Annotated in this window: 20 protein-coding genes, 9 tRNA genes and 1 pseudogene; 20 read left to right on the forward strand and 10 right to left on the reverse strand. The window is 41.2% G+C overall.

What is annotated here, in order from left to right:
- Positions 1–368: 368 nt before the first annotated feature.
- The 9 genes from KUA49_RS08865 to KUA49_RS08905 all read right to left on the reverse strand — a co-directional run bounded on the left by KUA49_RS08865 (position 369) and on the right by KUA49_RS08905 (position 8,905).
- Positions 369–1,418, reverse strand: coding sequence for a DUF4253 domain-containing protein (locus KUA49_RS08865; RefSeq protein ID WP_167639566.1), 1,050 nt, complete (start codon positions 1,416–1,418; stop codon positions 369–371).
- A 23-nt stretch (positions 1,419–1,441) separates the two neighbouring features.
- Positions 1,442–1,690, reverse strand: a complete 249-nt coding sequence (locus tag KUA49_RS08870; protein ID WP_194256776.1) for a hypothetical protein — start codon at positions 1,688–1,690, stop codon at positions 1,442–1,444.
- Positions 1,691–1,715: 25 nt separating this feature from the next.
- Positions 1,716–2,153, reverse strand: a complete 438-nt coding sequence (locus KUA49_RS08875; protein WP_118141872.1) for a hypothetical protein — start codon at positions 2,151–2,153, stop codon at positions 1,716–1,718.
- A 158-nt stretch (positions 2,154–2,311) separates the two neighbouring features.
- Complete coding sequence (locus KUA49_RS08880) at positions 2,312–2,794, reverse strand: immunoglobulin-like domain-containing protein (RefSeq protein ID WP_270318327.1); 483 nt, start codon at positions 2,792–2,794, stop codon at positions 2,312–2,314.
- 441 nt (positions 2,795–3,235) lie between these two features.
- A complete protein-coding gene (locus KUA49_RS08885) occupies positions 3,236–3,445 on the reverse strand; it encodes a helix-turn-helix domain-containing protein (protein ID WP_044072484.1) in 210 nt (69 codons plus the stop codon).
- A gap of 436 nt (positions 3,446–3,881) precedes the next feature.
- Positions 3,882–4,856, reverse strand: a complete 975-nt coding sequence (locus tag KUA49_RS08890) for a phage integrase SAM-like domain-containing protein (protein WP_217746349.1) — start codon at positions 4,854–4,856, stop codon at positions 3,882–3,884.
- Positions 4,857–4,980: 124 nt separating this feature from the next.
- Positions 4,981–5,913 (reverse strand): helix-turn-helix domain-containing protein, encoded by a 933-nt coding sequence (locus tag KUA49_RS08895; protein ID WP_318331599.1) that lies wholly within the window; start codon positions 5,911–5,913, stop codon positions 4,981–4,983.
- A gap of 1,019 nt (positions 5,914–6,932) precedes the next feature.
- Positions 6,933–7,574, reverse strand: a complete 642-nt coding sequence (locus tag KUA49_RS08900) for an RloB family protein (RefSeq protein ID WP_218413605.1) — start codon at positions 7,572–7,574, stop codon at positions 6,933–6,935.
- A gap of 5 nt (positions 7,575–7,579) precedes the next feature.
- Positions 7,580–8,905 (reverse strand): AAA family ATPase, encoded by a 1,326-nt coding sequence (locus KUA49_RS08905; protein ID WP_218413606.1) that lies wholly within the window; start codon positions 8,903–8,905, stop codon positions 7,580–7,582.
- Between the two features lie 548 nt (positions 8,906–9,453).
- Here KUA49_RS08905 and KUA49_RS08910 point away from each other — a divergent pair.
- From KUA49_RS08910 to KUA49_RS08985, 16 genes are all read left to right on the forward strand, one after another.
- A complete protein-coding gene (locus KUA49_RS08910; protein WP_153093847.1) occupies positions 9,454–10,677 on the forward strand; it encodes a transposase in 1,224 nt (407 codons plus the stop codon).
- 809 nt (positions 10,678–11,486) lie between these two features.
- On the forward strand, positions 11,487–11,864 hold the full coding sequence (locus KUA49_RS08915) for a single-stranded DNA-binding protein (protein WP_006846538.1): 378 nt from the start codon (positions 11,487–11,489) through the stop codon (positions 11,862–11,864).
- Positions 11,865–12,296: 432 nt separating this feature from the next.
- On the forward strand, positions 12,297–12,647 hold the full coding sequence (locus KUA49_RS08920; RefSeq protein WP_181992446.1) for a hypothetical protein: 351 nt from the start codon (positions 12,297–12,299) through the stop codon (positions 12,645–12,647).
- Between the two features lie 20 nt (positions 12,648–12,667).
- Positions 12,668–13,249: a hypothetical protein gene (locus KUA49_RS08925; RefSeq protein ID WP_218413442.1), complete on the forward strand. Its 582-nt coding sequence runs from the start codon at positions 12,668–12,670 to the stop codon at positions 13,247–13,249.
- Between the two features lie 172 nt (positions 13,250–13,421).
- Positions 13,422–14,174 carry a ParA family protein gene (locus KUA49_RS08930; RefSeq protein ID WP_181992445.1) on the forward strand — a complete coding sequence of 251 codons (753 nt, stop codon included), beginning with the start codon at positions 13,422–13,424 and terminating at the stop codon, positions 14,172–14,174.
- Positions 14,175–14,179: 5 nt separating this feature from the next.
- A complete protein-coding gene (locus KUA49_RS08935) occupies positions 14,180–14,524 on the forward strand; it encodes a hypothetical protein (protein ID WP_094881899.1) in 345 nt (114 codons plus the stop codon).
- 140 nt (positions 14,525–14,664) lie between these two features.
- Positions 14,665–15,171 carry a hypothetical protein gene (locus KUA49_RS08940; RefSeq protein WP_218413441.1) on the forward strand — a complete coding sequence of 169 codons (507 nt, stop codon included), beginning with the start codon at positions 14,665–14,667 and terminating at the stop codon, positions 15,169–15,171.
- 451 nt (positions 15,172–15,622) lie between these two features.
- Positions 15,623–15,707: transfer RNA gene (locus KUA49_RS08945), tRNA-Ser, on the forward strand.
- A 6-nt stretch (positions 15,708–15,713) separates the two neighbouring features.
- Positions 15,714–15,788 (forward strand) — tRNA-Arg (locus KUA49_RS08950).
- Between the two features lie 7 nt (positions 15,789–15,795).
- Positions 15,796–15,881: transfer RNA gene (locus tag KUA49_RS08955), tRNA-Ser, on the forward strand.
- Positions 15,882–15,887: 6 nt separating this feature from the next.
- Positions 15,888–15,958: transfer RNA gene (locus tag KUA49_RS08960), tRNA-Gln, on the forward strand.
- Between the two features lie 9 nt (positions 15,959–15,967).
- Positions 15,968–16,040, forward strand: a tRNA-Phe gene (locus KUA49_RS08965).
- Between the two features lie 9 nt (positions 16,041–16,049).
- Positions 16,050–16,131 (forward strand) — tRNA-Tyr (locus tag KUA49_RS08970).
- A gap of 7 nt (positions 16,132–16,138) precedes the next feature.
- Positions 16,139–16,209: transfer RNA gene (locus KUA49_RS08975), tRNA-Gln, on the forward strand.
- Positions 16,210–16,299: 90 nt separating this feature from the next.
- A tRNA-His gene (locus tag KUA49_RS08980) sits at positions 16,300–16,372 on the forward strand.
- Between the two features lie 5 nt (positions 16,373–16,377).
- Positions 16,378–16,449: transfer RNA gene (locus KUA49_RS08985), tRNA-Thr, on the forward strand.
- A gap of 244 nt (positions 16,450–16,693) precedes the next feature.
- On the opposite strand, the pseudogene KUA49_RS17645 reads toward KUA49_RS08985, so the two are convergent.
- A pseudogene (locus tag KUA49_RS17645) lies at positions 16,694–16,973 on the reverse strand (hypothetical protein); the annotation flags it as partial.
- 1,704 nt (positions 16,974–18,677) lie between these two features.
- On the opposite strand from KUA49_RS17645, the gene KUA49_RS08995 reads away from it, so the two are divergent.
- From KUA49_RS08995 to KUA49_RS09010, 4 genes are all read left to right on the forward strand, one after another.
- The gene (locus tag KUA49_RS08995) at positions 18,678–19,055 is read left to right on the forward strand and encodes a DUF2958 domain-containing protein (protein WP_118120397.1); all 378 of its coding nucleotides are present in this window, start codon (positions 18,678–18,680) and stop codon (positions 19,053–19,055) included.
- A 63-nt stretch (positions 19,056–19,118) separates the two neighbouring features.
- The gene (locus KUA49_RS09000) at positions 19,119–19,700 is read left to right on the forward strand and encodes a ribonucleotide-diphosphate reductase subunit alpha (RefSeq protein WP_118081691.1); all 582 of its coding nucleotides are present in this window, start codon (positions 19,119–19,121) and stop codon (positions 19,698–19,700) included.
- Between the two features lie 11 nt (positions 19,701–19,711).
- Positions 19,712–20,194, forward strand: coding sequence for an SLOG family protein (locus tag KUA49_RS09005; RefSeq protein ID WP_256624925.1), 483 nt, complete (start codon positions 19,712–19,714; stop codon positions 20,192–20,194).
- 378 nt (positions 20,195–20,572) lie between these two features.
- Positions 20,573–21,853 (forward strand): AAA family ATPase, encoded by a 1,281-nt coding sequence (locus KUA49_RS09010; RefSeq protein WP_117695754.1) that lies wholly within the window; start codon positions 20,573–20,575, stop codon positions 21,851–21,853.
- The last annotated feature ends 71 nt before the right edge of the window (positions 21,854–21,924 follow it).

Raw genomic sequence — 21,924 nt, forward strand, 5'->3', positions numbered from 1 at the left:
ATAACCACCACGTCTTTGAATATATCTCTTACCAACAACGTATGCGTCAAGATGGTACGTATGGGAACTGGTGAACCAATAATTTGTTGTATAGAACAAGACACACAAAACACCAGTAACCACTATTCCAAAGCAACATCCCAATACAACTTGAAGAAATATAGATTTTTTCTTAATCCCAAATTTAGCAAAGAATATGAGGATTGTTACTACTGGAATAATACCCCATATCCACATTGGGATACAAATGATGGTATGTGTAATAATACTGTGAATATAATCATATAACGTGGAGAATGTAATTATACAAATGGCATATGACAACCATCTGTATGTTTTCTTCTTCCAAATGCGTTTTATAAGTTTACCTAATCCCACCAAAAACACCATACTGTCGATTTTTTTAGTTCAGCTGCAAGCGATGTAAGATTTTCTCCTTGGAAAATGGTATCGTCACAATACCCCATGTGCTCCTCTGCAAGAGGCATCGTGTCACCTGTCACAGGCTTTGGCAAATAATATTGTATCATATCATTTGAGATATGGGCTACTACCGCTCCATATTTCTCGTACCAGTATTTTGCTACAGCCATGTGCTCCTCTGCAGTAGGACACTCATTCCATTCACCCATTGGAATATAAGCGAAAACTTTCCAAGGTTCTTTTACGGGAACTTCCACAAGATAAACATGGCTTTCATCACTAATACCGAAATCATCTATAGGTGGGAGGTTTTCATCATTTCCGACTACTTTAACATTCCAATCTTCTTCATCATTCCAATCTTCTTTTACCGCTTCAAAGCGGTTGCAAAGGAATGTTTGGCCATCAACAGGATTAGAGCTTAATACGCTTGATTTCCATACACTAAACTTTGCCTTATCGAACCACTCAGACTTTTCGTCAAGACTGTCATAAAAGCAATCATCTATTTCCAATAATATAGGGCAAAAGCCATTCATCTTTCCCCGCTCGTAAGCATCCAACCACAACTGTTTTATCTTATCAAGTTTATTGTCTATTTGGGTAATTTTGCAACCATAAAGCAACTCTTCAATAGGCATTTGCTGTGGCTCTTGGTTTTCTTGTTCTATCGTTTTCATTTTTTGATATGAAATTCGATAGATATGAACCAACTTAAAGAATCTCCATGCCAAGAAAGCGCAAACAATTATGGGAGTGTAGAATTGGCTGCCGCTCATTATTCGAGCAATCAACAACGCTATACACAGCACAAGCAAGACTCCCCATATAATCAGTTGCTTGCTTAGAATACGGCACACACCACGCCAATCATCAGCATCTATGAGATCGTTCAAATCATTGCCCATTTTGTTCTCAGCCTTTTTCTTCCATCTGTACGCCAAAGCGAAAACAATAACAACGGCAAGTATTACGATAAATAATGTCTGTTGCATAATCATTTTTTTCTGTATGTTTATTATAAAAATCTGCGTAAAAATATAATTAAGAATATCACAAAAAGAATAAAGCCACATCCCCATGCCCGATTTGACATTTCATTTTCAAAATTAGATAATTCTGTTGTTTTTTTCGATTTACTACCTTCATAAAGGGTTCGGTAAGAAATCTTGCGATGCCTAACAAAGCGTAGCCATAGATAACGTAAGCCTGTACCGATACGAAGAATAATAATATTACTCAAATAATATCTGAAAAGTTCTTCCATATTCAATAGAAACTCTGATTTTTTCTTATCCCCTGTTGATTCTTTCCACCAATTCGTCTGGTGTAAGTATCTCCATTTTGGAGAAACCAAACCACTTTTTGCCTAAGTCCTTAATGGATGCACCTATGTGATATACATCATCGTCTATACAAAGGAAGCGATCTTCTATACGCTTGTCGGATTCTTGCAAGTGTTGCTGCATTTCCAATTGATGGTACTCCATTGTTGAAAGACGTTGGAAAGCTTCTGCATTTGTCACCATGAAACGTCTTATTGCAACAAATGCATCCATAATACGTATGCTTATACGAATAACCGTTTCACTTCTGAGAACAGTAGAGAGCATTGCTACTCCCTGTTCTGTAAAAGCATATGAGCGAACTGTTGAGTGCTTCAAACTATTGAACTGGTCACAATTTGCGACCAGTTCTCCTTTATCTTGATGTTCTATATTATCTGCCATATTTCTATCTTTATTTTTAAGATCACAAATTGTGACCTTAAACGTGTTGTTACCTATTATTATTTACAAAGGTAGTGCTTTTAGCCTTTAAGCCACTATTGCACAACCCTTTTTTTGAAAAGAACGTAAAATCAATAGTATTATTGCTGTGATTGTATTTACTTCAACTCAAAGGTTGCCATAAGCAGCACCTTATTGCCATCTATGTTATCTTCGTAGAAGAAGCGATAGACGCCTGGCTTGTTTGGCAGAATATCGGGAAAAAGATGGGCCGTGATGGTGCCGCTTTGACCATCGCTTAAAACATGACCGATGGCCGTGAACGAGCAATCGGTGGGCACAACAAACCAATTGCCATCCGCTCCTTGGGCTGTGATGCTATATGCTTCGCCATACACAAATTCCTCGCCACTATGGTTGGTAATCGTGAATCTGATTTCCGTGGTGCCCAATGGATAGGAAGGCTTCTCCGCCTTGAGGGAGATGCCTTGGTAGGTGCTCACGCCTTCCCTGTTGTCGATGATAGGGTCCAACTTGCCCTCAAACCTGATGGCGGGCGAGTTGTAAATCTGCCTACGAAACTCCAGCTGCTTCTCCTTCGTGTTCCAACGGAGCGCAACATCAATTGAGTTGGATCCCATTCCAAATCCAACAACATTTCGCAAGGCCGGGGTCTTGTCTTCCGACAGGAACTTCCGCTCAAGTATCCGCATAATGGAGTTCAGTTCCCTATGCGAATATTTACGCGCCGAAGCCTTGCGATAGGTTCTCTTCTTGCTCTTGACAACTCTCTTTTTGCTAATGGTCGCTACCTTCTTTTGTTGAGCGGCAAATGACTGTTTGCAAGCAGCAAAAGCTGTTTGCATTGAAAGGAACATTGTCAATCCTAATATTATTGCATTGAGGAGTTTTGGCTTCAGTCTCATAGTTATCAGCAATTAATAATTTAACATGTAGAGAGAAATGAACTCTTATAGTATATTTCTTTTCTTATGAGAAAAGTTCAATTTATTTTGCAAATATAATATTTTAGTTTATCCACAAAATGATGTTATGATATTATTTTGTCTCTCATAATCTCTTCAATCATTGCGTTCCTTTTTGTCCGTGATAAGTTCTTTCATATCTACAGACAAGAACTGTGCAATTTCAAGAAGTGTGGTAAGGTTGGGTTGAGAACGGTTGCATACGTAAGCATTGACCGTACTGAAACTCCTTCCTAACTTCTTTGCAAGCCATGTTTGGCTTATCCCTTTGTCCTCTAAGACTGCTCTTATGCGATTTAACTTCATGTTTTTATCGTTTTTACGCTACAAAAATAATATTTTATCGTGATAATCCATCCAAATCCCTTGAAAATCTGCTGTATTCCGTCGTAATTTAGACAAAATAGAAATATAATCTGCAAAAATGGAACTAAGCAATTGATTTCCCAATATGGCAAGATACATATATGCGTTTATGAATATGTTCTTTTTGCCATACTCTTAAAATGACGTTACATGAAAATTACTGTTGGTAACTACTCTTTTACCTTTGCAAAGACTAATCTTAATATTTTGTAAAATCACAGCATAAAATGTTGTTTTTCAGAAATTAGATTTAACTTTGCACTCGAAATCAAAGCGTTCTTTGTATATTGCAAAGTTGTGAAAGAAAAAGAATATAGCTCGTTTCTAAATCGTTAGCAGTTACATTCTTCAAAGCACTTAACTCGTTGATATTCAATTAATAAAAGATTTTGCTGTGACTCAAGCAATGGAATGAAAATGGCTTGGTGATTCCTGCCTTCTTCAACCATGCTTTAAGGGGATGGTTAATCATGCTGCGCTTCAATCCCTTGAACACGATACCCGTGCTTGGTTCACCACATAGTTCGTATGCCTCGTTGCTGATAGGCAAGGTTGCCTCGGTCTGAGTCTTCTGGGTACGAATACGCAAGCAATATCCTTGGTCGGGAGCTATCTCGAAGTCTTCCCAACGCAATTTTAAGATGTCGCTGATTCGCAATCCTGTGAGGCAAGCAAAGAGGGAGGCTGACTTCAGTACAGGTATATCGCAAGGAGTAGCTGCCAACTGCTTTACTTCATCGAGGGTAAGAAACTCCTTCTTTACATCTTGTGGCTCAATCTTGTCCAGATAGTCATTGATGTTCTCACGCAGCCACTTGTCACGATAGGCGATTTTTAAGAGACCACGGAAAGTAGAGTAGTAACCTGCTGCAGAGTTGAGAGATACCTTTTGTTTTGTTCGATTCAACTGATTTGCATTCAGAAGATACTCTCTGAACTTTTTGCAAAGTTCCACTGTCACATCCCCAAATGTACAATGACCTTGAACAAATTTGAAGAAATGCTTGTAGACACATGTCCACTTGTCATCTTTCTTATGTGTCATCTTCTCAAAGTATGCTAAAAAATCAGCTTTCTGTCGTGTTTTGTCCAAAAAACCAAATTCTTCATTGATGAGTGATTGGGTTCTGATACAACGGATGGCCTCTGCTTTGTTGAGCATATCTGTATTAAACTCACGTTCCATCTCATTCTTTGGATGAGCATAGATATAGATACCTAAATATTCCCTGCGACTCATTTGCATAGTCTCAGGGTTGCGTACTGGTGGATAGAAATCCAAATAAAGAGAAATACGGTCGTTTTTAATCGCTCTTTGGCGAAGAGAAACTCTTGTACATGTATTTACCATAATGTTTACTTTTTATAATGTGATACTTATGTTTCATATATGATCCCGTATTAAGAGATCTTTGAAATCGATTGCAAAATAATAGAGTTATGTAATGGGGTACAACTTAACCTTTTGATAACCGCTAAATAACCTTAGGCTTGCCGATAGCTTTCTCTAAATCTCGGTTGGAAATCTTGATATACTTGCCAATCTTCACCTTTTCAATAGCGTATTTCTTGATACGCTTATAAATCTGGTCCTGGCTTAAACCATACAACTTCATGGCCTCCGGTATTGTATAATAAAGTTGGTCTTCTACGGATTCACCTTTTGCCAATTGTACATGACGCTTGGAATACAGAACATTGTTACCTTCCATTTTTCTTGGAATAGCATTGTGACTAACGAAACTATATACGGCTGTTTTCGTCATACAATATTTCTGTTGAATGTCCATAACAGTCATCCATTCACTGATGGTTGGATCTGGAGACAGGTGTGCAAAATAATCATCCACCTCTTTCTTGTTCCAATATACTCTTCCTTGTATGGATATTCTTGAAATCTTGACTTTCTTGACTATCTCATAGATGGCGGTCTCATAAGTGTTGTGGACTTCTGCAATTTCCTTAGCAGAGTAATATTCTGGAACAGGTAGCTCTCGGTTTGCATGAACTGCTTCTTTTGAAGCACTTTTTCTTGTGGTGTATGGCAAACTATCAACAAGATAATCTATATCTCGCTTTCTGATTAAAGATAAACGAGAAGTAATCTTGGATGCTCGCAACTTACCACTATACACCATATTATATATGGTCTGTCTGCTTAGCCCCAAAAGTATAGCGACCTCTTGAATAGTGAGGTATTCTTTCACGAGGATTTCAGACATGGATTTCTCGGAAGCTTTTCGGTGGCTCATTGTCTCAGCCATCTTTACTTTCTCCTCACGTCTTGCTGCCTTATAGGCATAACTGTTGCATTGCTTGGAGCAATAACGAGTTGTGGATTTTGATGCATAGAAGCTCTTCCCACAATACTCGCAAATTTTTAGAATTCTTTCTTTGCTTGCTGTCATTTGTACGCTTTTTATACTTTTATACTTAATTTATTGTAGAAAAAGTCGTCTGTCATTACTCCGTTTATTTTCAATAGTCTTATATCATCGTCCATCATTGTCCAAAACTCTCGGCAATCTTGCACTCATTTGCCAAAAAAGGAGTCTCATATTATTACTTTTGAAAAGTGGAGGTACAAGAGCGGTACAAAAAGATGCTAAAAAAGCCTTACCATTGATTATAACCAATAGTAAGGCTAAAAAGAAAGGTGCTCATTTTGAGCACCTTAACTATCATTTGTTGTCGATATTAATCGTTGTTTATCACGACTTACTTTCCGATGCACCATACGTAACCAACTGAATGTCAGTTATTTAACATAGGTTTGAGCCATATGAAAGCCTGGCTAAAATGTAAGGATTTTTATCTCCTTAATTATCTGATATTCAGTGCTTTTTAGTCCTACTTTCCTACTTTTTTCAAGTATCTTTTTAAGCCCTTTTCTACGCCTTTCACTTTCCCACGCAAATAATGAATGTCATTGATTCTCAATCGGTTAAAAGTTAACGCGCTATTTGTGAGCCGCTTTCCTTCTAAATGAAAAGAATGTTGATTATCAGCTACTTACGATTTTCGTATTTTCACTTGGTTTCACTTGATTTCATTCATTTTGTATATCATATATCTTTACAAACACCCATTTTTAGGGGTTGAAGATTTAACATATTTAACCTTTGTAAACACTCAAAATCTGCATTTTCGTGCTAAAACGTGGTTTTTTATCATTTTTGAGAGGTCGGCTTTTATCTGAATAAATCTGCCATCGTCAGCTGGCATTGGATGTCATCAGAATAGCCGCCCGGCGCAAGTCCATAGGAGGTAATCATCGTGATGAGTACCGTTTTCTCGGTGCCTGTTTCCCTGATGAAGGTCTCCCTTCGGTTGCGGATGCGGTTGTCCTCTTCTTCTGTAATAACGTAAGGGGCGCTGGATTATTGCATCGTCTTGGAATGTATCTCACGACTTATCTGTACGGTCATTATCTGTCCATGATGCTTTTTGCGAGTAAATATACTCTGGTTCCAGTAGTCTGTGGCCATCTGTCTTTTGGGTTTATATCCAGCTTTTCTGCTCTACATATAGCCTCTTCGACATGTGGAAGTAAGATGGATGGATCATAGTCTGATTCCTGATAATGTCCCATCAGTTTTCGAAGATGATATTTCGTCCATGTACCATGAGTTGACAAGCGAGGATTTTCAAAGAGGTTTTTCTTGTCCTCTTCCGAATAATCTTCGATGTCTTCAATGTGCAATATCAACCAAAGTTCGAAACATGGATTGCTCATGCAAAATCTGAGATTGCTGTTTTGCTGACATAGCTGTGCAATGTCGGCAAGCATCTTTTCCTTCCAGTCGTCACGATCGATAACAATCCACAGTTGGTCATCGTCCAAAATGTTGTATTCATCCATGAAATCCTTAATCTGGCGATGGACATTGGCAGGATTAGAATTGTCATCTTCTCGGTTTAGAACAACCAGCTGTACATTAGTTGCACATAGTTCCTGGCGCATAGCCTCGAAGTAAATGTTTTCGGTTGCTCTTCCTTCGGCAGCTATGACGATGAGTCGAGAAGATTTAACTCCTTCTATTCGTTGAAAGTCTTTTCTTTGTCTCATAGCTGTTACCATTTTAATTGACTTATAGGCGCAAAGAACGGAATGGCTCCATAGCGTCCTAATAGATAACCCTTGCGAACATCTTCACGAGGTTTGAATTCAGCCAAGGATGTGAGATGAGACGCTCCGTCCTTTCCCTTCTCGACAAACCATACTTCGTCAGCTCTGATAAGGTCGAGGTTGAGCAGGTTGCATTCATGAGTGGAGAAGATGAGCTGAGTGTCTCTTCCAGACTCCAGTCCTGAAAAATAGCACTCTAAAATTTTCTGCGAGAGTATCGGGTGCATACTGCGGTCAATCTCGTCGATGAGATAATCAACTTCATTTTGCTTCAAATCGATGAGCATTGGGATGAAGTCAAGCAACCGGATGCTGCCATCAGATTCTTCGCTCAGATCAAATACAACCTCTGTGCCGGAAGTAAGATTCCGGTGGACAGCCTTCTGCTTGTAAATCTCATATCCTCCGTTGGTATTTACCTCGAATAGAAGCATTTCGCCTCCAACTGTGGCAGCCATGCTGTACGCCTTGCCGTTCTTGGCCTTACTGAGTATGTTGTCAAGCAAATCGGAAGACAAGTTCACATCTTCCTTCTTGATTTTATACAGGCGCACGTCTGAAATGCCCGTGTTGAAATAGGCAAGAAGTGAGCGTGTCGTTTCCTGCAGTTCTTCATTGTTTTCAGTAAGGAAAGAAATTCCCTGAAGTCGTGTGCTTGGGAAGATGATCTTCAAGCCGTCAGCAAACCAGTTCTTGGCCATGCGTATGGTTTCAAGTCCCTTGCCGTTTCTGCGCACATACTCTGACAGGAAGCTGGAATCAGAAGGAGTACTGTGGGCGATGAACTTCAGGAGCATGAATGTTTCTTCGTTTCCATCCACCTTGCCAAACGTGAACTCGTTGCTGGCAGCTGTAATCTTTCTGGTGAAAACTTCCTTGTCGGTACGGCTGTTGATTTCAAACAGCCATTCCTCCTTGATGCCTCCGATGGTGAACTCCATGCCATAGGCAAAGCACTTACCCTTGGTCTTGAACTCGATTTCTACCTTGGAGTTTTTCTCTTCGGTATCAGCAAGCTTGAAAGGTTCAACCTTGCTTTGCGGAAAGCTTCCATTGGCTATCTGCTGGAGCAGGGCAATGGCCTTGATGACGTTGCTTTTTCCTGAAGCATTAGCACCATACACGATACCAGCCTTCAGCACAGAAATATCATCACGCTTCTCTGCACGGGAAACATGAGACGGATGTGCGTTACTCTTACCTGCCACAAAGCTGATTTGAGTCTCATCCTTGATGGAATATATATTTTCAAATGTAGCTCTAAGTATCATAACAATGTCATTTTCTTATTAATACTGATGCAAAGATAAGCTTTTTCTTCGAAAAATGTATAGTTTAATGTCGAATACTTGCAAAAATACCGTATAATTAACACAAATTAGCTGATTTAAGACCTTTTGTTTGTCAAAAGCTGTCACTATTTATGGAAGTTACTGGTTGTATAAAAATACATTTATCCTGCAAAAACCTCCAAAATGTATCGATAAGACGTGGAAATCTATTGAAAAACGATAGATTTCCACGACTTATCGGCATGTTTTTGCGATTTTTATCCTAATATGGATGAGTTTTCCTCTCCATTTCGAATAACAATTCTTGCATTTCAGCAAGGAAAAATAGATTCTCCCAAAATCCTTGACTATATGTTATAAACAAGTTTATTTCGGCATATATACATCAATACTGCGTTAAATTAATATTTAATCGTCTGTAAATCAATAACTTATATTAAGAAATGCTTATGAAAACTTAACTATAGAAAGTTGGTCAAGTCGCTGATTTTCAGTAACTTTGCAAATCACGACAAACGCAAAATTATATGAATACAGGACTTGACCAATATATGGATATCTTTAAAGATGCAGTTGAAGATTCGGCTGCAAAGTTAACAAAAAGTTTCGAGAAAATACTCATCGAGGTGATAATTTTGTTCATGGTAATACCAAGAAAGATAAATTTCACCCAAATGGGGAGGTATGGCTCGCATGTTGAGCAAACCTATCGCAACGCATTCGGCTTAAAAAAGTCGAAAAGCATTGACTGGCTCAAACTTAATGTCTCACTTGCCAAGCGCTTCTTTGGTAAACAGGGAAGATGGGCTATTGCCATTGATCCCAGCTACATCAGCAAAGCTGGCAAGAAGACTCCACATATCGGTCGTTTTTGGTCGGGATGTGCACAGTCTGTTAAACATGGTCTCGAAATCATGGGTATTGGCCTCATTGATATTGATGCCAAAGACTGCATGATGTTAAAAGCACACCAGTCGCTAAGTAATAAAGAACTGAGTCTTAGAAACAAGACTATGGTAGATTTCTATATCAGCGTCATTAAGCGTTACCGCAAGGAACTTCTTAAACTCTCAACCCTCATAGTTGCAGATGCTTACTTCTCTACAAGTACATTTGTTAATGGGATAAAGAAAGAAGGGTTCTCTTTGATAAGCCGCTTTCGTGACAATGCTTGTCTCTTTTATGTCTATGCTGGTCCACGTACTGGAAAACGTGGTCGCCCCAAGACCAAGGATGGCAAGATTGATATGAAGAATCTTGACCTCACTCGAATGGAGAAGATGGAGATGAAAGATATAGAAGGAACAGCTTATACTTTGATAGCCTATTCCAAGGCACTCAGGTGTAAAGTTAGACTTGTCATCTGGCAGATGCCGAATGGCAAGAAGAAACTATTCTTCTCTACAGACACCTCACTTTCGGGTGAAGAAGTACTTCTTTATTATAGAACCAGGTTCCAGATCGAATTTTGCTTTCGTGACGCCAAAGGCTATACTGGTCTTATGGACTGCCAGGCTCGCGATAAGTGGAAACTCGATTTTGCTTTCAATGCTTCGTTCACATCACTAAATGTTGCCAAGGTAACTATGAAGGAGATGGGAATGGAATATTCTATGTCTTCATTCAAGTCACTGATGACCAATATTTATCTGGTGAAACGAATTTTTAAAGCAAGCGGGTACACCCCGAACCGAACTTTAATTAGCAAGATTTTCAAAGATCTCTCGTGCTTACAGCGTATAGCTGCTTAGCACATTATTGAATTATTAACGAACTATTGATACATATATGGTTTTCTTAAACTTGTAAACTTCCTGGTTTGAGTGGTTGTAAGAGGGTAGAGGTTTACTATTTGAGTTTGAAAGAACATGTATATATACATGGGTAAACTTAAACCTTAAACTTGTATGCTGTATGCGCCGTAAGCTTTGCCTTGGCAGCTGCTCTTTAGCTGGTTCAGGGCTTTGCCTTCTTCTCCTTACTGAAATTCCGTTTCCCTTTTAGTTTTACAATAGCTTCATGTCACAAAAGAATGGCGTTTTTGTGACAAAATCATTAGTTTGCCACTTGCCTCAGGCATCATGCTTCTCTGCTCAGCTTCCCTCTACATGCAGATGCTTACCCTTGGCAGTCAGAGGTCTGATCGTTCTTTTCTTTGCTTAGCCATATTCATGATGAAGTTTGAGTTTTCCTGCTAGTCTCTTGAAACTTATAAGCCGTATTGCGCAACCAGTTTGATTGAACAACATCGAGGAGGATGCAGCTTTCTTTTACCCAACCAACTGCAGATATTTTCTACTTATCCTTTTCATTCATATTTTTGGACGAAGCATCCACACTTACTTTTTCCGCTGCAAAGTTAGTGCAAGCCACATTTCTGCAAGTACCAGGTGCCTTATTCTCAGAATTTTTTCAAAAACTTTTCCGTCTGCTGCTCATCCAAAAAACTTTTCCTGCCCAAGGGTGAAATAATTCGATAATTCCTTGCTTCCTATGTTTTCCTTGCCAACTCTGATAGCATCGTAAAAAATAAATGTTTCACTTCTAAAAATATTGAATTATGAAAAAGATGGAAAATTCTTTCGCAGTAACTGGTTTCGTAGGTAAGGATGCAAGCATCCATCAGTTTACAACAGCAAGCGTAGCTCGCTTCTCACTGGCCATCAGCCGCAATGAGAAGAATGGCGATGAAAACTCTCGCACTTCTGCCTTCATGAATGTAGAGGCTTGGCGCAAGAACGAGAATACCTCTTCATTCGACCGCCTGGTCAAGGGAGCACTCCTCACTGTAGAGGGCTACTTCAAGCCTGAGGAATGGCAGGATGCCGAGGGAGTCAAGCACAACCGAGTGATTCTCGTAGCCACCAAGTTCTACGAAGCTGTTGAGAAGGAGAATGCTCCTGATTCTCAGCAGGGCAAGACCCAGAAGGATAAGTAAATCCTTCTCTCCAGATAAAAGAGCGGCCTTCGGGTCGCTTTTTTTGTGCTTATACTTCTTGTCATTTTAATCATTCTGCTTCATTTTAATACCCTATTAAAACGATGCAAAACCGTCAATAACCAATAGATATACAACAGGTTTTTCTATTTTATGCTTATACTTTTCCTTGCTGAAAGGATAGCCAGTTATAGGAGGATTTCATTCATCGACTTCTGGGAATAGGTAATAATTCTGTTGCGAAGGTAACGGTTCTGTCTTATCTTTACAAGGTCAGGGCGCTGCTTTGCTGAAAAATCTCCACACCATTCGGGTAGTATTTTGCAGACAAAACCTTGTATGGATAGCCATAACACCTTCTGGATGCAACATAATTTTTAACCATCCCCGAAGTAGTTGATCTACGAAAGGGAGATAAAATCAGATGGCATTATGACAACAATGAAATCAATTCTCAGCCGACTAACCCAGGCGGTGAACGGCACAGACAAGGAACTCTTCAGTGAGCAGGAGTTGAACCAGTTTGCTTCATTCTATCTTGACAAATGGGATGAGAACACAAGCGAGGACGTGGTGGCAGAGTCTTTCGTGGACTATTGGTGGAACACCGACAGGGCTTGCAGACGATGCTCTGAATGCGGCAAGCTGATGCGTGAGGGTTATTGTGCAGACATGGGAGTAGCCTACTATTGCAGCAAGGACTGTCTGCATAGCGACTTCACAGATGAGGAATGGGCAGAGGAATGTGAATCCAACGACCAGAGTTATTATACAGAATGGTAATCAAATAAATATACAAGACAATGGCTAATCAGGCAACAACAACCTATAAGGTTACAGGAACCCAAAAGGCAGTAAGCAACCTTTGGAACACCCTTCAGCGCATGGAGGTGAACAGCAGGAACATCTGGCTGGATGACCTTGCAAAGCACTATGGAATCGACTATCAGAAGAAGCACATCTGTGTGCGTGGTCACATCTACTGGGCAGAGTATGAGGAGGATGAAGACACCAGTCTGCTTTCCTTCGAGACCGAAACTGCCTGGGATGCTTGCAATGACCTCTTCTTTGAGATAAACCGACTCCTGGATGATGAACTGAGCATTTCCTACAGATGCTGCGAGTGTGGATGTGAGGTCTATTACACCCACGATGAAGGCGATTATTTTCCCGAAGAATGTTGTGTCAGCGCATCCGGCGAACCATTCGAGGATTGTTGTGATGATGTTTACGGCACTATCGGAGAAGCCATCAGGGAATGGACTTCCAAGACCGGCATTGAGCAGGGAGAGCGAACCGATGAGCAGATGATGGACTTCATCAATGAATATGAGTATGAGGACGATGACACCTATTTCTACATCCGCACCTTCACTTTTGAATAAATGATACCTCAAATCCTGACGTTTCCCCTGACACTTTGGGTTGTTAGGGGAAGCGTGAAGGAACTTTCGCCAGATACCCGTACCTTTGTACACGTTAATACATGTAGCCACGTACACGTGGAGCCATGTACACATGAATACGTTAATACATATATACAAAAGATTTTATATTATGTCATTGAAAATCATTACATTCGCCAATCATAAAGGTGGCGTTTCGAAGACCACCTCTACAGCCTCCATCGGGGCTTGTATGGCACGTATGGGCAAGAAAGTCCTGCTCATAGACCTTGACGGTCAGGCAAATCTTACCCTGTATTTCATCCCAAATGAAGATGAGGTGCAGGCAAGTATCTTTGACTCTCTGGTTGATGGCGCACCCCTGCCAGTGAAGCACGTCAGGGAGAACCTCGACCTCGTTCCTTCCTCCCTCGAAATGGCAAGCGCAGAGATTGCCTTGACCAATCTCCTGGCAAGAGAACAGCTGCTGAGCCGACTGCTCGAACCCGTGAAGCAGAACTATGACTACATTCTCATAGACTGTCCTCCATCTTTGGGAATTGTTACCACAAACGCTTTCCTTGCTGCAGATGAAATCATCGTTCCGATGACTCCAGAGCTTCTTCCTCTGAAAGGAATGCGAATGCTCGATTCCTTTGTCTCGACCTTGCAGCGAGTGAAGCCGAACCTCAGACTTGGAGGAGTCTTTATCGCCAGATTCAACCATCGCAAATTGAACAAGGTGGTTGAGCAAGCCGTGAAGTCCCGTTATGAGACTATCACCATGAAGACTCGCATCCGAGAAAACATCGCCCTGGCAGAATCGGCAGGCAGCGGTCAGAGCATCTTCGAGTACGACCCTCAGTCGAACGGAGCGAAGGACTATCAGGCATTGACAGAAGAAATTATTTCACGTAATCAGTAAAGACTATGGCAAAGAAGAATATGGACATCCTGCTTGGCAACATTCTCGGTAAGGCTGCCATTCATCCGCAGGACAGATTTGACAGGTCTCCTGGGAATCCTCAGGAGCAACAGATTTCTGCTCCCAACTCTCAGACAGAGAGCGATTCGCCCAATGATGAACCCTGGCGACATTTCTCCTTTATCTGCTCAAAGGAACTCGTTGACAAGGTTCAGACCATCGCCCGAAAGGAAGGTTTCACCATCCGCTCCTTTATGGAATACGTCATGAAACAAGGCGTTGAAGCGTATGAGTCGAAATATGGTAAGGTCAAGAAAATCAGGACTAAAACCATCCGAGAAGTTATGTAGAAAGTGTGGACGTGTAGCCATGTACACATGAATACATTGATACACGTGTACGTTGATACTTATATACATATAGACGTTAATACATGTCCACATGTGGATATGAATATAATGAAATTAAATAACATCAAAAACGAAAAGTCATGAAAATGAAAAAGTATCTTTCAATCGCCATCCTTCTGATGATGATGGCTTCACCAGTAGTATTCACCTCTTGCGGCAATGATGACCCGACGGAGGACATCGGAAATCCGGAAACAAAACTGGACGTTTGGACAGAGCCATTCCACATCATGGGTGCGAATGTGGATGAGGTCAAGAGCTATATGGCTCAATCCATGAAGTGTTACCGCCAGGTGGCTGAGACTTCCGGCGACAACATCCCGTTGACCTATATGACAGGGCAGGGTAGTGAAGGCGTTCTTTACAGCTTCTCCCGTCTTGACGGTTCGCTCTATTCTGTCATTGATACGGAGCAAAGTGTGAACCGTGGGCTTGTCATTGACTATCTGAAGAAGCACTACACGCTTGTTTCAGCCGATGAAGCCAGCCTGCAGTACTGCTTCACCAACCAGGAAAAATCCATGGTGATTACAACCATGAAGATTTCAGACTCCTATTTCAATGTGAACTATTCATTGGTTTATTGATAGTAAAAGCCTTAAACATATATAAAAACAGGATTTAACCCCGTAATCTGCAATAAAATTACAAATATCGGGGTTAAAACGGTTTTTATGGTGCGACAGAGGTAATTTAATCGTTGAAAATCCAGCAAAAGAAAGTTGCTGTTTTTGTACGCAGATATTCGTATATGAATACTTCGATGCAAAAATAGCAACTTTTTGGATTACGTCCGCACTGTGGACGCAATTAGGAAAATCTAACTTTCATTGTTGTTGGTCATGTGGACGTGAATACATGTATATATGTATAGGTGTGTACATGAATACACATTCAAAAACCGTAAAATGCCGAAAAAGAGACTCTTTAAAGCCTTTTTTCTGGAAAAATCGCTCAAAAAACAACTTTTTTGAAACTTTTTCCTTGCTACGAAAAAAGACTTCACTCTCCCTTTATACCTTTGCATCATCAAAACAAGGAAGTATGGGTGAGCGGCTTAAACCAGCACACTGCTAACGTGCCGGACCGAAAGGTTCCGAAGGTTCGAATCCTTCTGCTTCCGCACTTTGGCTCGTTAGCTCAGTTGGAGCAGAGCACGACGCTACGAACGTCGGTGTCGGGAGTTCGAGTCTCTCACGAGTCACAATATTGGAGGTTTGGCAGAGTTGGTCTATTGCACCGGTCTTGAAAACCGGCAGGCGGCAACGTCTCAAAGGTCCGAATCCTTTAGCCTCCGCAAACTTGCCCTATCGCATAACGGTAGTGCGGCAGATTCTGGATCTGCAAGTGGTGGTTCGATTCCATCTGGGGCAACATCAGTAAGGAGCTTTGGCAGACTTGGTGTATGCGCGGGACTGAAAATCCCGAGAACGTGGTTCGACTCCACGAGGCTCCACTTTAAAATTCGGGAGTGCTCCAGTGGCAACGAGGGCGGACTGTAAATCCGCTGTCTGATGACTTCGTAGGTTCGAGTCCTACCTCCCGAACTCAACTTGCCCTATGGTATAATGGTAGCACAACGGGTTTTGGTCCTGTTAGCGAAGGTTCGATTCCTTCTGGGGCGACAAGTTAAAAAACAATTCCATGGTGTAATTGGTAGCATACCAGATTTCAGATCTGGAGGTGGTGGTTCGAATCCATCTGGAGTTTATATGGAGTTTGTAGCTCAGTTGGTAGAGTGCCAGGTTGTGGCTCTGGTGGTCATGGGTTCGATCCCCATCAAACTCCCAAATGCTTCAATAGCACAGTGGTAGTGCAGCTCCCTTGTAATGAGCAGGTCGTAGGTCCGAATCCTACTTGAAGCTCTACATAAGAAAGGCTTCTCTTCAGGCAGTTTTGCTTGAAAAGAAGCCTTTCAGCTTTCTTGTAAGACGATGTCTTGCTGATGTTCGTTCATAATTTTCCTCCTTTATCCTTATACAAAGTTCAGAATAGATTTGAGTCTGTTCTGTACCTTGTTTAGCACCTGAATGGTGTCTTCGTTATTCTTATCCTTCTTGTTTTCAAGAAGAACGATAGCCTTCTTTATCAGCTTGCAGTCCTCTATGGATAAAGGCATTTCAGTGATAGAATAGTCAGGGTCAGCGTATCTGTAGTATATTCTATCATAAACCTCGATAGGAGCATTGTAGCCCAGTTTGTCAGATCTCATAATCTCTATATCCATCTGAACAGTTCTGGCGCATACTCCTTTGGTGATTCCCTCCATGTCGTAGAGAGCATCGCTACATGCCTCCACGAGATCATCGAGAGTCCATCTTCTGTATCTGTTTCTCAAACAGTTGTCTATAGTTTTGTACCTTATTAAGGCATTCTTATTTGCTGGCATAGTTCTTTCATTTTAAGCGTAAAAAAATGGTTGGATTTCATCCAGCTTTTTCTCTTTATGTCAGAGCAGATGCAAGCATTTGGCTAAAATGAAAAAGTTGGATTCTCCCGGCAAGGAAACTCCAACTCTTTCGTATTATCTTTGTTCTCTGTGGGGCACGCTGCTACGATGCCCGATAGAAATAACTATGCGAATAATGATGTGGGAATCCTATACCGGCTGTATCTGATGTACTTGATGTATGTACATAACTATTCCGCTCAAAGCGTCGATAGCTCTGAACGAATGATTGTGATGTTATGTGCATATTTAAATTCATTTCCGTATAGGATTTTTATATTTTTACTTTTTATTTGTCTAATTCGGGTGCAAAGATACAAAAATAGTGCGAAATCTTTTTGCGTAGCAGCAAAAAAAATGGTATAAACATTCGGATTTTAAGCAAAAAGAGCTGTTCCTATAGTGATAATCGGCTGATTTTCCCTGATAATGCTTCGCCCCACACCATGAAGGATGCTACTGGAGTTCCACCTGATAGACTTTGCAGTTATGTCAGCAGAGCATGACGTAATTGCAAAGCCCCTCAGTCGGAAGGTGCCCACGAAACGACATACGGTAGCTTACAAACTGAGTAGTTGGGACGCAAGCGATTCCCACTTAATCAGTTTGACACTACTGCATGTCCATTCGTCGAGAAGGGCACTGGCTCACAGCATCCTCCTTCATTTTCCCTCCCTTCCACCTTATTATAATATCCTGCATTTCGTTTTTATAGGCATTATAGTCTTCCTCTTTTAAAATGTATTCATGTGTACGTGAATACATATATACATGGATAGGTGTGTACGTGTACACATGAATACAGCTTGAAACCCTCATACCATGATGAGTAGCAGGCCTTTATAGATTTGCATTTTTATAAACAAGATGATAATGCTTCGCCCCACACCATGAAGGATGCTACTGGAGTTCCACCTGATAGACTTTGCATTTATGTCAGCAGAGCATGACGTAAGTGCAAAGTCCCTCAGTCGGAAGGTGCCCACGAAACGACATCCGGTAGCTTACAAACTGAGTAGGTGGGACGCATGCGATTCCCACTTAATCAGTTTGACACTACTGCATGTTCATTCGTCGAGAAGGGCACTGGCTCACAGCATCCTCCTTCATTTTCCCTCCCTTCCACCTTATTATAATATCCTGGTCTTCCTCTTTATAGGCATTCTGTCTTTCCTTTTATAAATCTGTCGGCTTTTCTTCTTTATAATCTTCGCCCACGCCATAGTCCAGTAAGCATGAACAGTTAGTCAGGGTGTTGTTCTTTCGCAGGCCGATTATATTGACTTACGAAGGAACAACACCCTGGCTTTTAAAACTGTTGATACTTGCTTGGACTATTCCCACCCGGCTTTTTTTATCCCTTCAGTCATTCCCTGTTATATTTTTTCTTCTTACTGAAACCAGAAGTCTATGATTCCGTATCGTCTTTGGGATTTCGGGATTCTTTTTCTGCAAAGTTATCGCGTATTTGGCAAATAGCAAGTCGTGATTCGGTAACAATCTTCCTTTTTCATGAAACATGCAAAAGAGTATTCTTCCCATCAGACTTGCCTTATTGCCTTGTACGCACTTTGAAAAGCAGAAAAAGCTTCCCGATCCCAAGTCCGAAAGGACTTAACGAAAGGGAGAAAAAATTTAGAGACTATGGCAAAAGATTTCAACAACCGCCTGATTACTCCAGAATTGGAGAAGGCAATGCAGGACTATCCGCTCTATTCCCAGGATAGCAAGAAGAAGGATGCAGTTTGCATCGCAGTGTTTTTCATCGGCAACGCTCGCTGGTACATTCTTGAAGGACAGCGAGAGAATGATGATTTTGTGCTCTTTGGCATCGTTGTAGGTCTGGCAGAGACTGAGTACAGCTACATTTCTGCCAATGAAATGGCAAGTGTAGAGCTGGACGCAACCAAGTTCGGACTCGGCAAGGTCAGAGTGGAGCAGAGAAAGCCATTCCAACCATGTCAGCTTTCTGAAATCATTGACAGAGAGTTGCAGTCTTTCCTCAGCAGACTTTACGATTGAAAACATTTTCTCGGTGGGTAGTGGCTGATGGCTGCTACCTGCCAAGTAACAACACTTAAAGCAATGAACATGGTACAGGTTTACATCAAGGGACAGGAGGATAAGGAGTTGAGCAGCTTTTTGCGCTATTATCCGGTACGTATCAAGAATATCGGTATGGATGCTTTCTTCGACCGCCAGGTTATCTATGATTTCAAGGATGGTCGAAATCATGCTGATGTGGCGAAATGCGTGGCAAAGATGCTTGTCAAGAAGTTTGGTCGTAAGGTTCGCAGCGTGGTCTTCTCTTGCGTTCCTGCAAGCAGTCAGGAGCGTAACGAGGCACGCAACAAGAACTTCTCTGAACTTGTCTGCAAGTTTTCCGGAGCAATCAACGGCTTTTCCCATGTCAAGGTTGTTGGCGAACGTACCGCTGTTCATGGCACAAAGGTCAAGAAGGATGAGCGAGAAAAGCGCTTGAAGGAAAAGAATAATATTGAGGTGGATGCTAACTTCTTCAAAAACAAGATAGTCTGCATTTGGGACGATGTGGTCACTACCGGCACTTCTTTCTGTGCCTACACCGCACAATTAGAACAAGTAGGGGCGCACGTAACAAACGGCATTTTCCTCGGCAAGACATCATATAAATATGTACAGCAATGAAAAGAAAGAATATGACAAAGTTTGACAAGGCTGTTTCGGCAGCCTTTACAGGCCATCGCTTTTACAACTTCTCTCAGCAGGAGGTCATAAGAGAGCGATTGACCAAAGCCATCCTCGAAGCTTACGAGCATGGCATCAGTAATTTTATTTCGGGATTCGCCATCGGTATTGACTTGATGGCAGCCCAGATAGTGCAGTCGCTGAAACCTTCCTGCCCAGGAATGACGCTTACCGCAGCCATTCCTTTCAGAGGTCAGGCAGACAGGTTCAAGCCCAGCGATAGGGTGGTTTATGATGGATTGATGGCTTCAGCAGATGAGGTGATCGTCCTTTCAGAATACTATTACACCCGATGTTTTCTTGATAGAGACGAGTTCATGGTTGAGAATGCGTCCCTTCTCATTGCCTTCTATGATGGGAGAGAGAAGGGTGGAACCTACTACACTTTCAAGAAAGCCAATAGTTTGGGCATTCCCGTGGTGAATATATATTGAATAACTCGTAAAATATCAAGCTTATGAATGAATTTGTTGACATCATCGTTATCTACATCGTTTTCCGTGCCATCCTCGCCTTCCTGGGCGCATGGTGGCATGGTGACGGACGCAACGATTTCAGACGAGACCGATAAAGGGATTGGTCTCGATAGTATTGCCAATCATCGTGGTGAAACCGCCTGGCAGACCGAAGAGTGTAGAATACCACCATTTATGCATCCATCTGTTTCCCTTATCTGCGATGCCTTGAAAGATTCATTTCTACGTTACATTGGCTTTTCTGAAAAATATTCTTAAATTTAATGCCGAAAAGCTGTATATTTCATCTTTTCTTTGTATTTTTGCAAAAGAATTACGAATTTAAGCACGAAAGATATGATATTACAATTTAAAGTAAAGAATTTCCTTTCTATAAGAGAAGAGCAGACGCTGGATTTTACGGCTTCTGCTGACAAAACGTATGAAGACTACGCTGTTGTTAAAATAAAAGGTGTTCGCATTTCCAAATTGGGCGTTGTTTACGGACCAAACGCATCTGGCAAGAGCAACATCCTCAAAGCTTTGGCTTGGTTCATTTTTTATTTGGTTGCAAGTCGTTCCAAGAAACCTGGTACAGGCACAGGACTGACACCATTCATGATGGATGAGGATAGCCGAAACCGAAACTCATCATTTGAATTGATTTTCTATATTGGTGATGTCAGATATGAATATTCCGTTGTCTTGAACAACCAAAAGATTTATAAGGAAGAACTGTACTTCTATCCCAATAACCGCCGTGCGCTCTTTTATGAGCGTACTTGGAATGAGGATAAGAGCAATTCTTCAATTTCTTTCGGACCATTGCTGAAGTTGTCTGCAACACAGAAACTGTTCATAGAGTCAAATTGCATTTCCAATGCTACGGTACTCACAACCTATAAGAATGCAAACGTTGAAAAGAATGTTGAACTTGACAAAGTCTTCAATTATTTTGAAAGCGAGTTCATGCCTTTGCTCAGCAAGAATGATAATCTTGGACAGTTAGCTAACGATGTGGTAAGATTGGATGCTGACAGCAAGAAGTTTATCTGCGAGATGCTTGAAAAGGCTGATTTCAACATTTCCGACATATACATCAAGGAAGAAAAAGGTGAGGTTTCTGAGGAAGCAATGGAGAAGTTCAGAAAGATAGCAAAAATCTTACATATCTCGGAACCTCAGGACAAGAGCATATCTACAGAAGAATTGTTCTTCACCCACAAGACTCCTTTCTATACGGGAAGTCTTTCTAACATGGTGGAATCGGAAGGTACCAACCGTATGTACGGTTTGTCGGCATTGTTATTTACACTTATCAAAAACAATCAGACATTGCTGTGTGATGAGTTGGAGAACTCGCTGCATTACGACCTGTTCACCCATATTATCAAGACATTCCTTGTAAATTCAGACCGGGCACAATTGATATTCTCTACTCATAGTCTTATGCTTCTTGACGAGGATTTTATCCGCAGGGATATGGTGTATTTTGCCAGCAAAAACGAATCGGGAGCGACAGAGATTTATCGTGCCAAAGATTTCGGTCTCCATAAGGAAGTGTCCATCCTCAATGCTTACAGAGCTGGTAAGTTGGGAGCAAAGCCTCAGTTGGGCAGTATATTTATTGACGAATAAGAAAGGAGGTTAACATGGAACAGAGACCGCTTGAATATACCGTCAAAATCTATTGTGAGGGTTTTACGGAA

This window comes from Segatella copri (assembly GCF_019249655.2).
In the GTDB taxonomy this organism is placed as follows: domain Bacteria; phylum Bacteroidota; class Bacteroidia; order Bacteroidales; family Bacteroidaceae; genus Prevotella.

What these genes read in the sequence shown, in the direction of transcription:
- KUA49_RS08865 (WP_167639566.1), bottom strand. Translation starts at nt 1,418, where the DNA reads ATGCAACAGACATTATTTATCGTAATACTTGCCGTTGTTATTGTTTTC.
- KUA49_RS08870 (WP_194256776.1), bottom strand. Translation starts at nt 1,690, where the DNA reads ATGGAAGAACTTTTCAGATATTATTTGAGTAATATTATTATTCTTCGT.
- KUA49_RS08875 (WP_118141872.1), bottom strand. Translation starts at nt 2,153, where the DNA reads ATGGCAGATAATATAGAACATCAAGATAAAGGAGAACTGGTCGCAAAT.
- KUA49_RS08880 (WP_270318327.1), bottom strand. Translation starts at nt 2,794, where the DNA reads ATGGGATCCAACTCAATTGATGTTGCGCTCCGTTGGAACACGAAGGAG.
- KUA49_RS08885 (WP_044072484.1), bottom strand. Translation starts at nt 3,445, where the DNA reads ATGAAGTTAAATCGCATAAGAGCAGTCTTAGAGGACAAAGGGATAAGC.
- KUA49_RS08890 (WP_217746349.1), bottom strand. Translation starts at nt 4,856, where the DNA reads ATGGTAAATACATGTACAAGAGTTTCTCTTCGCCAAAGAGCGATTAAA.
- KUA49_RS08895 (WP_318331599.1), bottom strand. Translation starts at nt 5,913, where the DNA reads ATGACAGCAAGCAAAGAAAGAATTCTAAAAATTTGCGAGTATTGTGGG.
- KUA49_RS08900 (WP_218413605.1), bottom strand. Translation starts at nt 7,574, where the DNA reads ATGAGACAAAGAAAAGACTTTCAACGAATAGAAGGAGTTAAATCTTCT.
- KUA49_RS08905 (WP_218413606.1), bottom strand. Translation starts at nt 8,905, where the DNA reads ATGATACTTAGAGCTACATTTGAAAATATATATTCCATCAAGGATGAG.
- KUA49_RS08910 (WP_153093847.1), top strand. Translation starts at nt 9,454, where the DNA reads ATGAATACAGGACTTGACCAATATATGGATATCTTTAAAGATGCAGTT.
- KUA49_RS08915 (WP_006846538.1), top strand. Translation starts at nt 11,487, where the DNA reads ATGAAAAAGATGGAAAATTCTTTCGCAGTAACTGGTTTCGTAGGTAAG.
- KUA49_RS08920 (WP_181992446.1), top strand. Translation starts at nt 12,297, where the DNA reads ATGACAACAATGAAATCAATTCTCAGCCGACTAACCCAGGCGGTGAAC.
- KUA49_RS08925 (WP_218413442.1), top strand. Translation starts at nt 12,668, where the DNA reads ATGGCTAATCAGGCAACAACAACCTATAAGGTTACAGGAACCCAAAAG.
- KUA49_RS08930 (WP_181992445.1), top strand. Translation starts at nt 13,422, where the DNA reads ATGTCATTGAAAATCATTACATTCGCCAATCATAAAGGTGGCGTTTCG.
- KUA49_RS08935 (WP_094881899.1), top strand. Translation starts at nt 14,180, where the DNA reads ATGGCAAAGAAGAATATGGACATCCTGCTTGGCAACATTCTCGGTAAG.
- KUA49_RS08940 (WP_218413441.1), top strand. Translation starts at nt 14,665, where the DNA reads ATGAAAATGAAAAAGTATCTTTCAATCGCCATCCTTCTGATGATGATG.
- KUA49_RS08995 (WP_118120397.1), top strand. Translation starts at nt 18,678, where the DNA reads ATGGCAAAAGATTTCAACAACCGCCTGATTACTCCAGAATTGGAGAAG.
- KUA49_RS09000 (WP_118081691.1), top strand. Translation starts at nt 19,119, where the DNA reads ATGAACATGGTACAGGTTTACATCAAGGGACAGGAGGATAAGGAGTTG.
- KUA49_RS09005 (WP_256624925.1), top strand. Translation starts at nt 19,712, where the DNA reads ATGACAAAGTTTGACAAGGCTGTTTCGGCAGCCTTTACAGGCCATCGC.
- KUA49_RS09010 (WP_117695754.1), top strand. Translation starts at nt 20,573, where the DNA reads ATGATATTACAATTTAAAGTAAAGAATTTCCTTTCTATAAGAGAAGAG.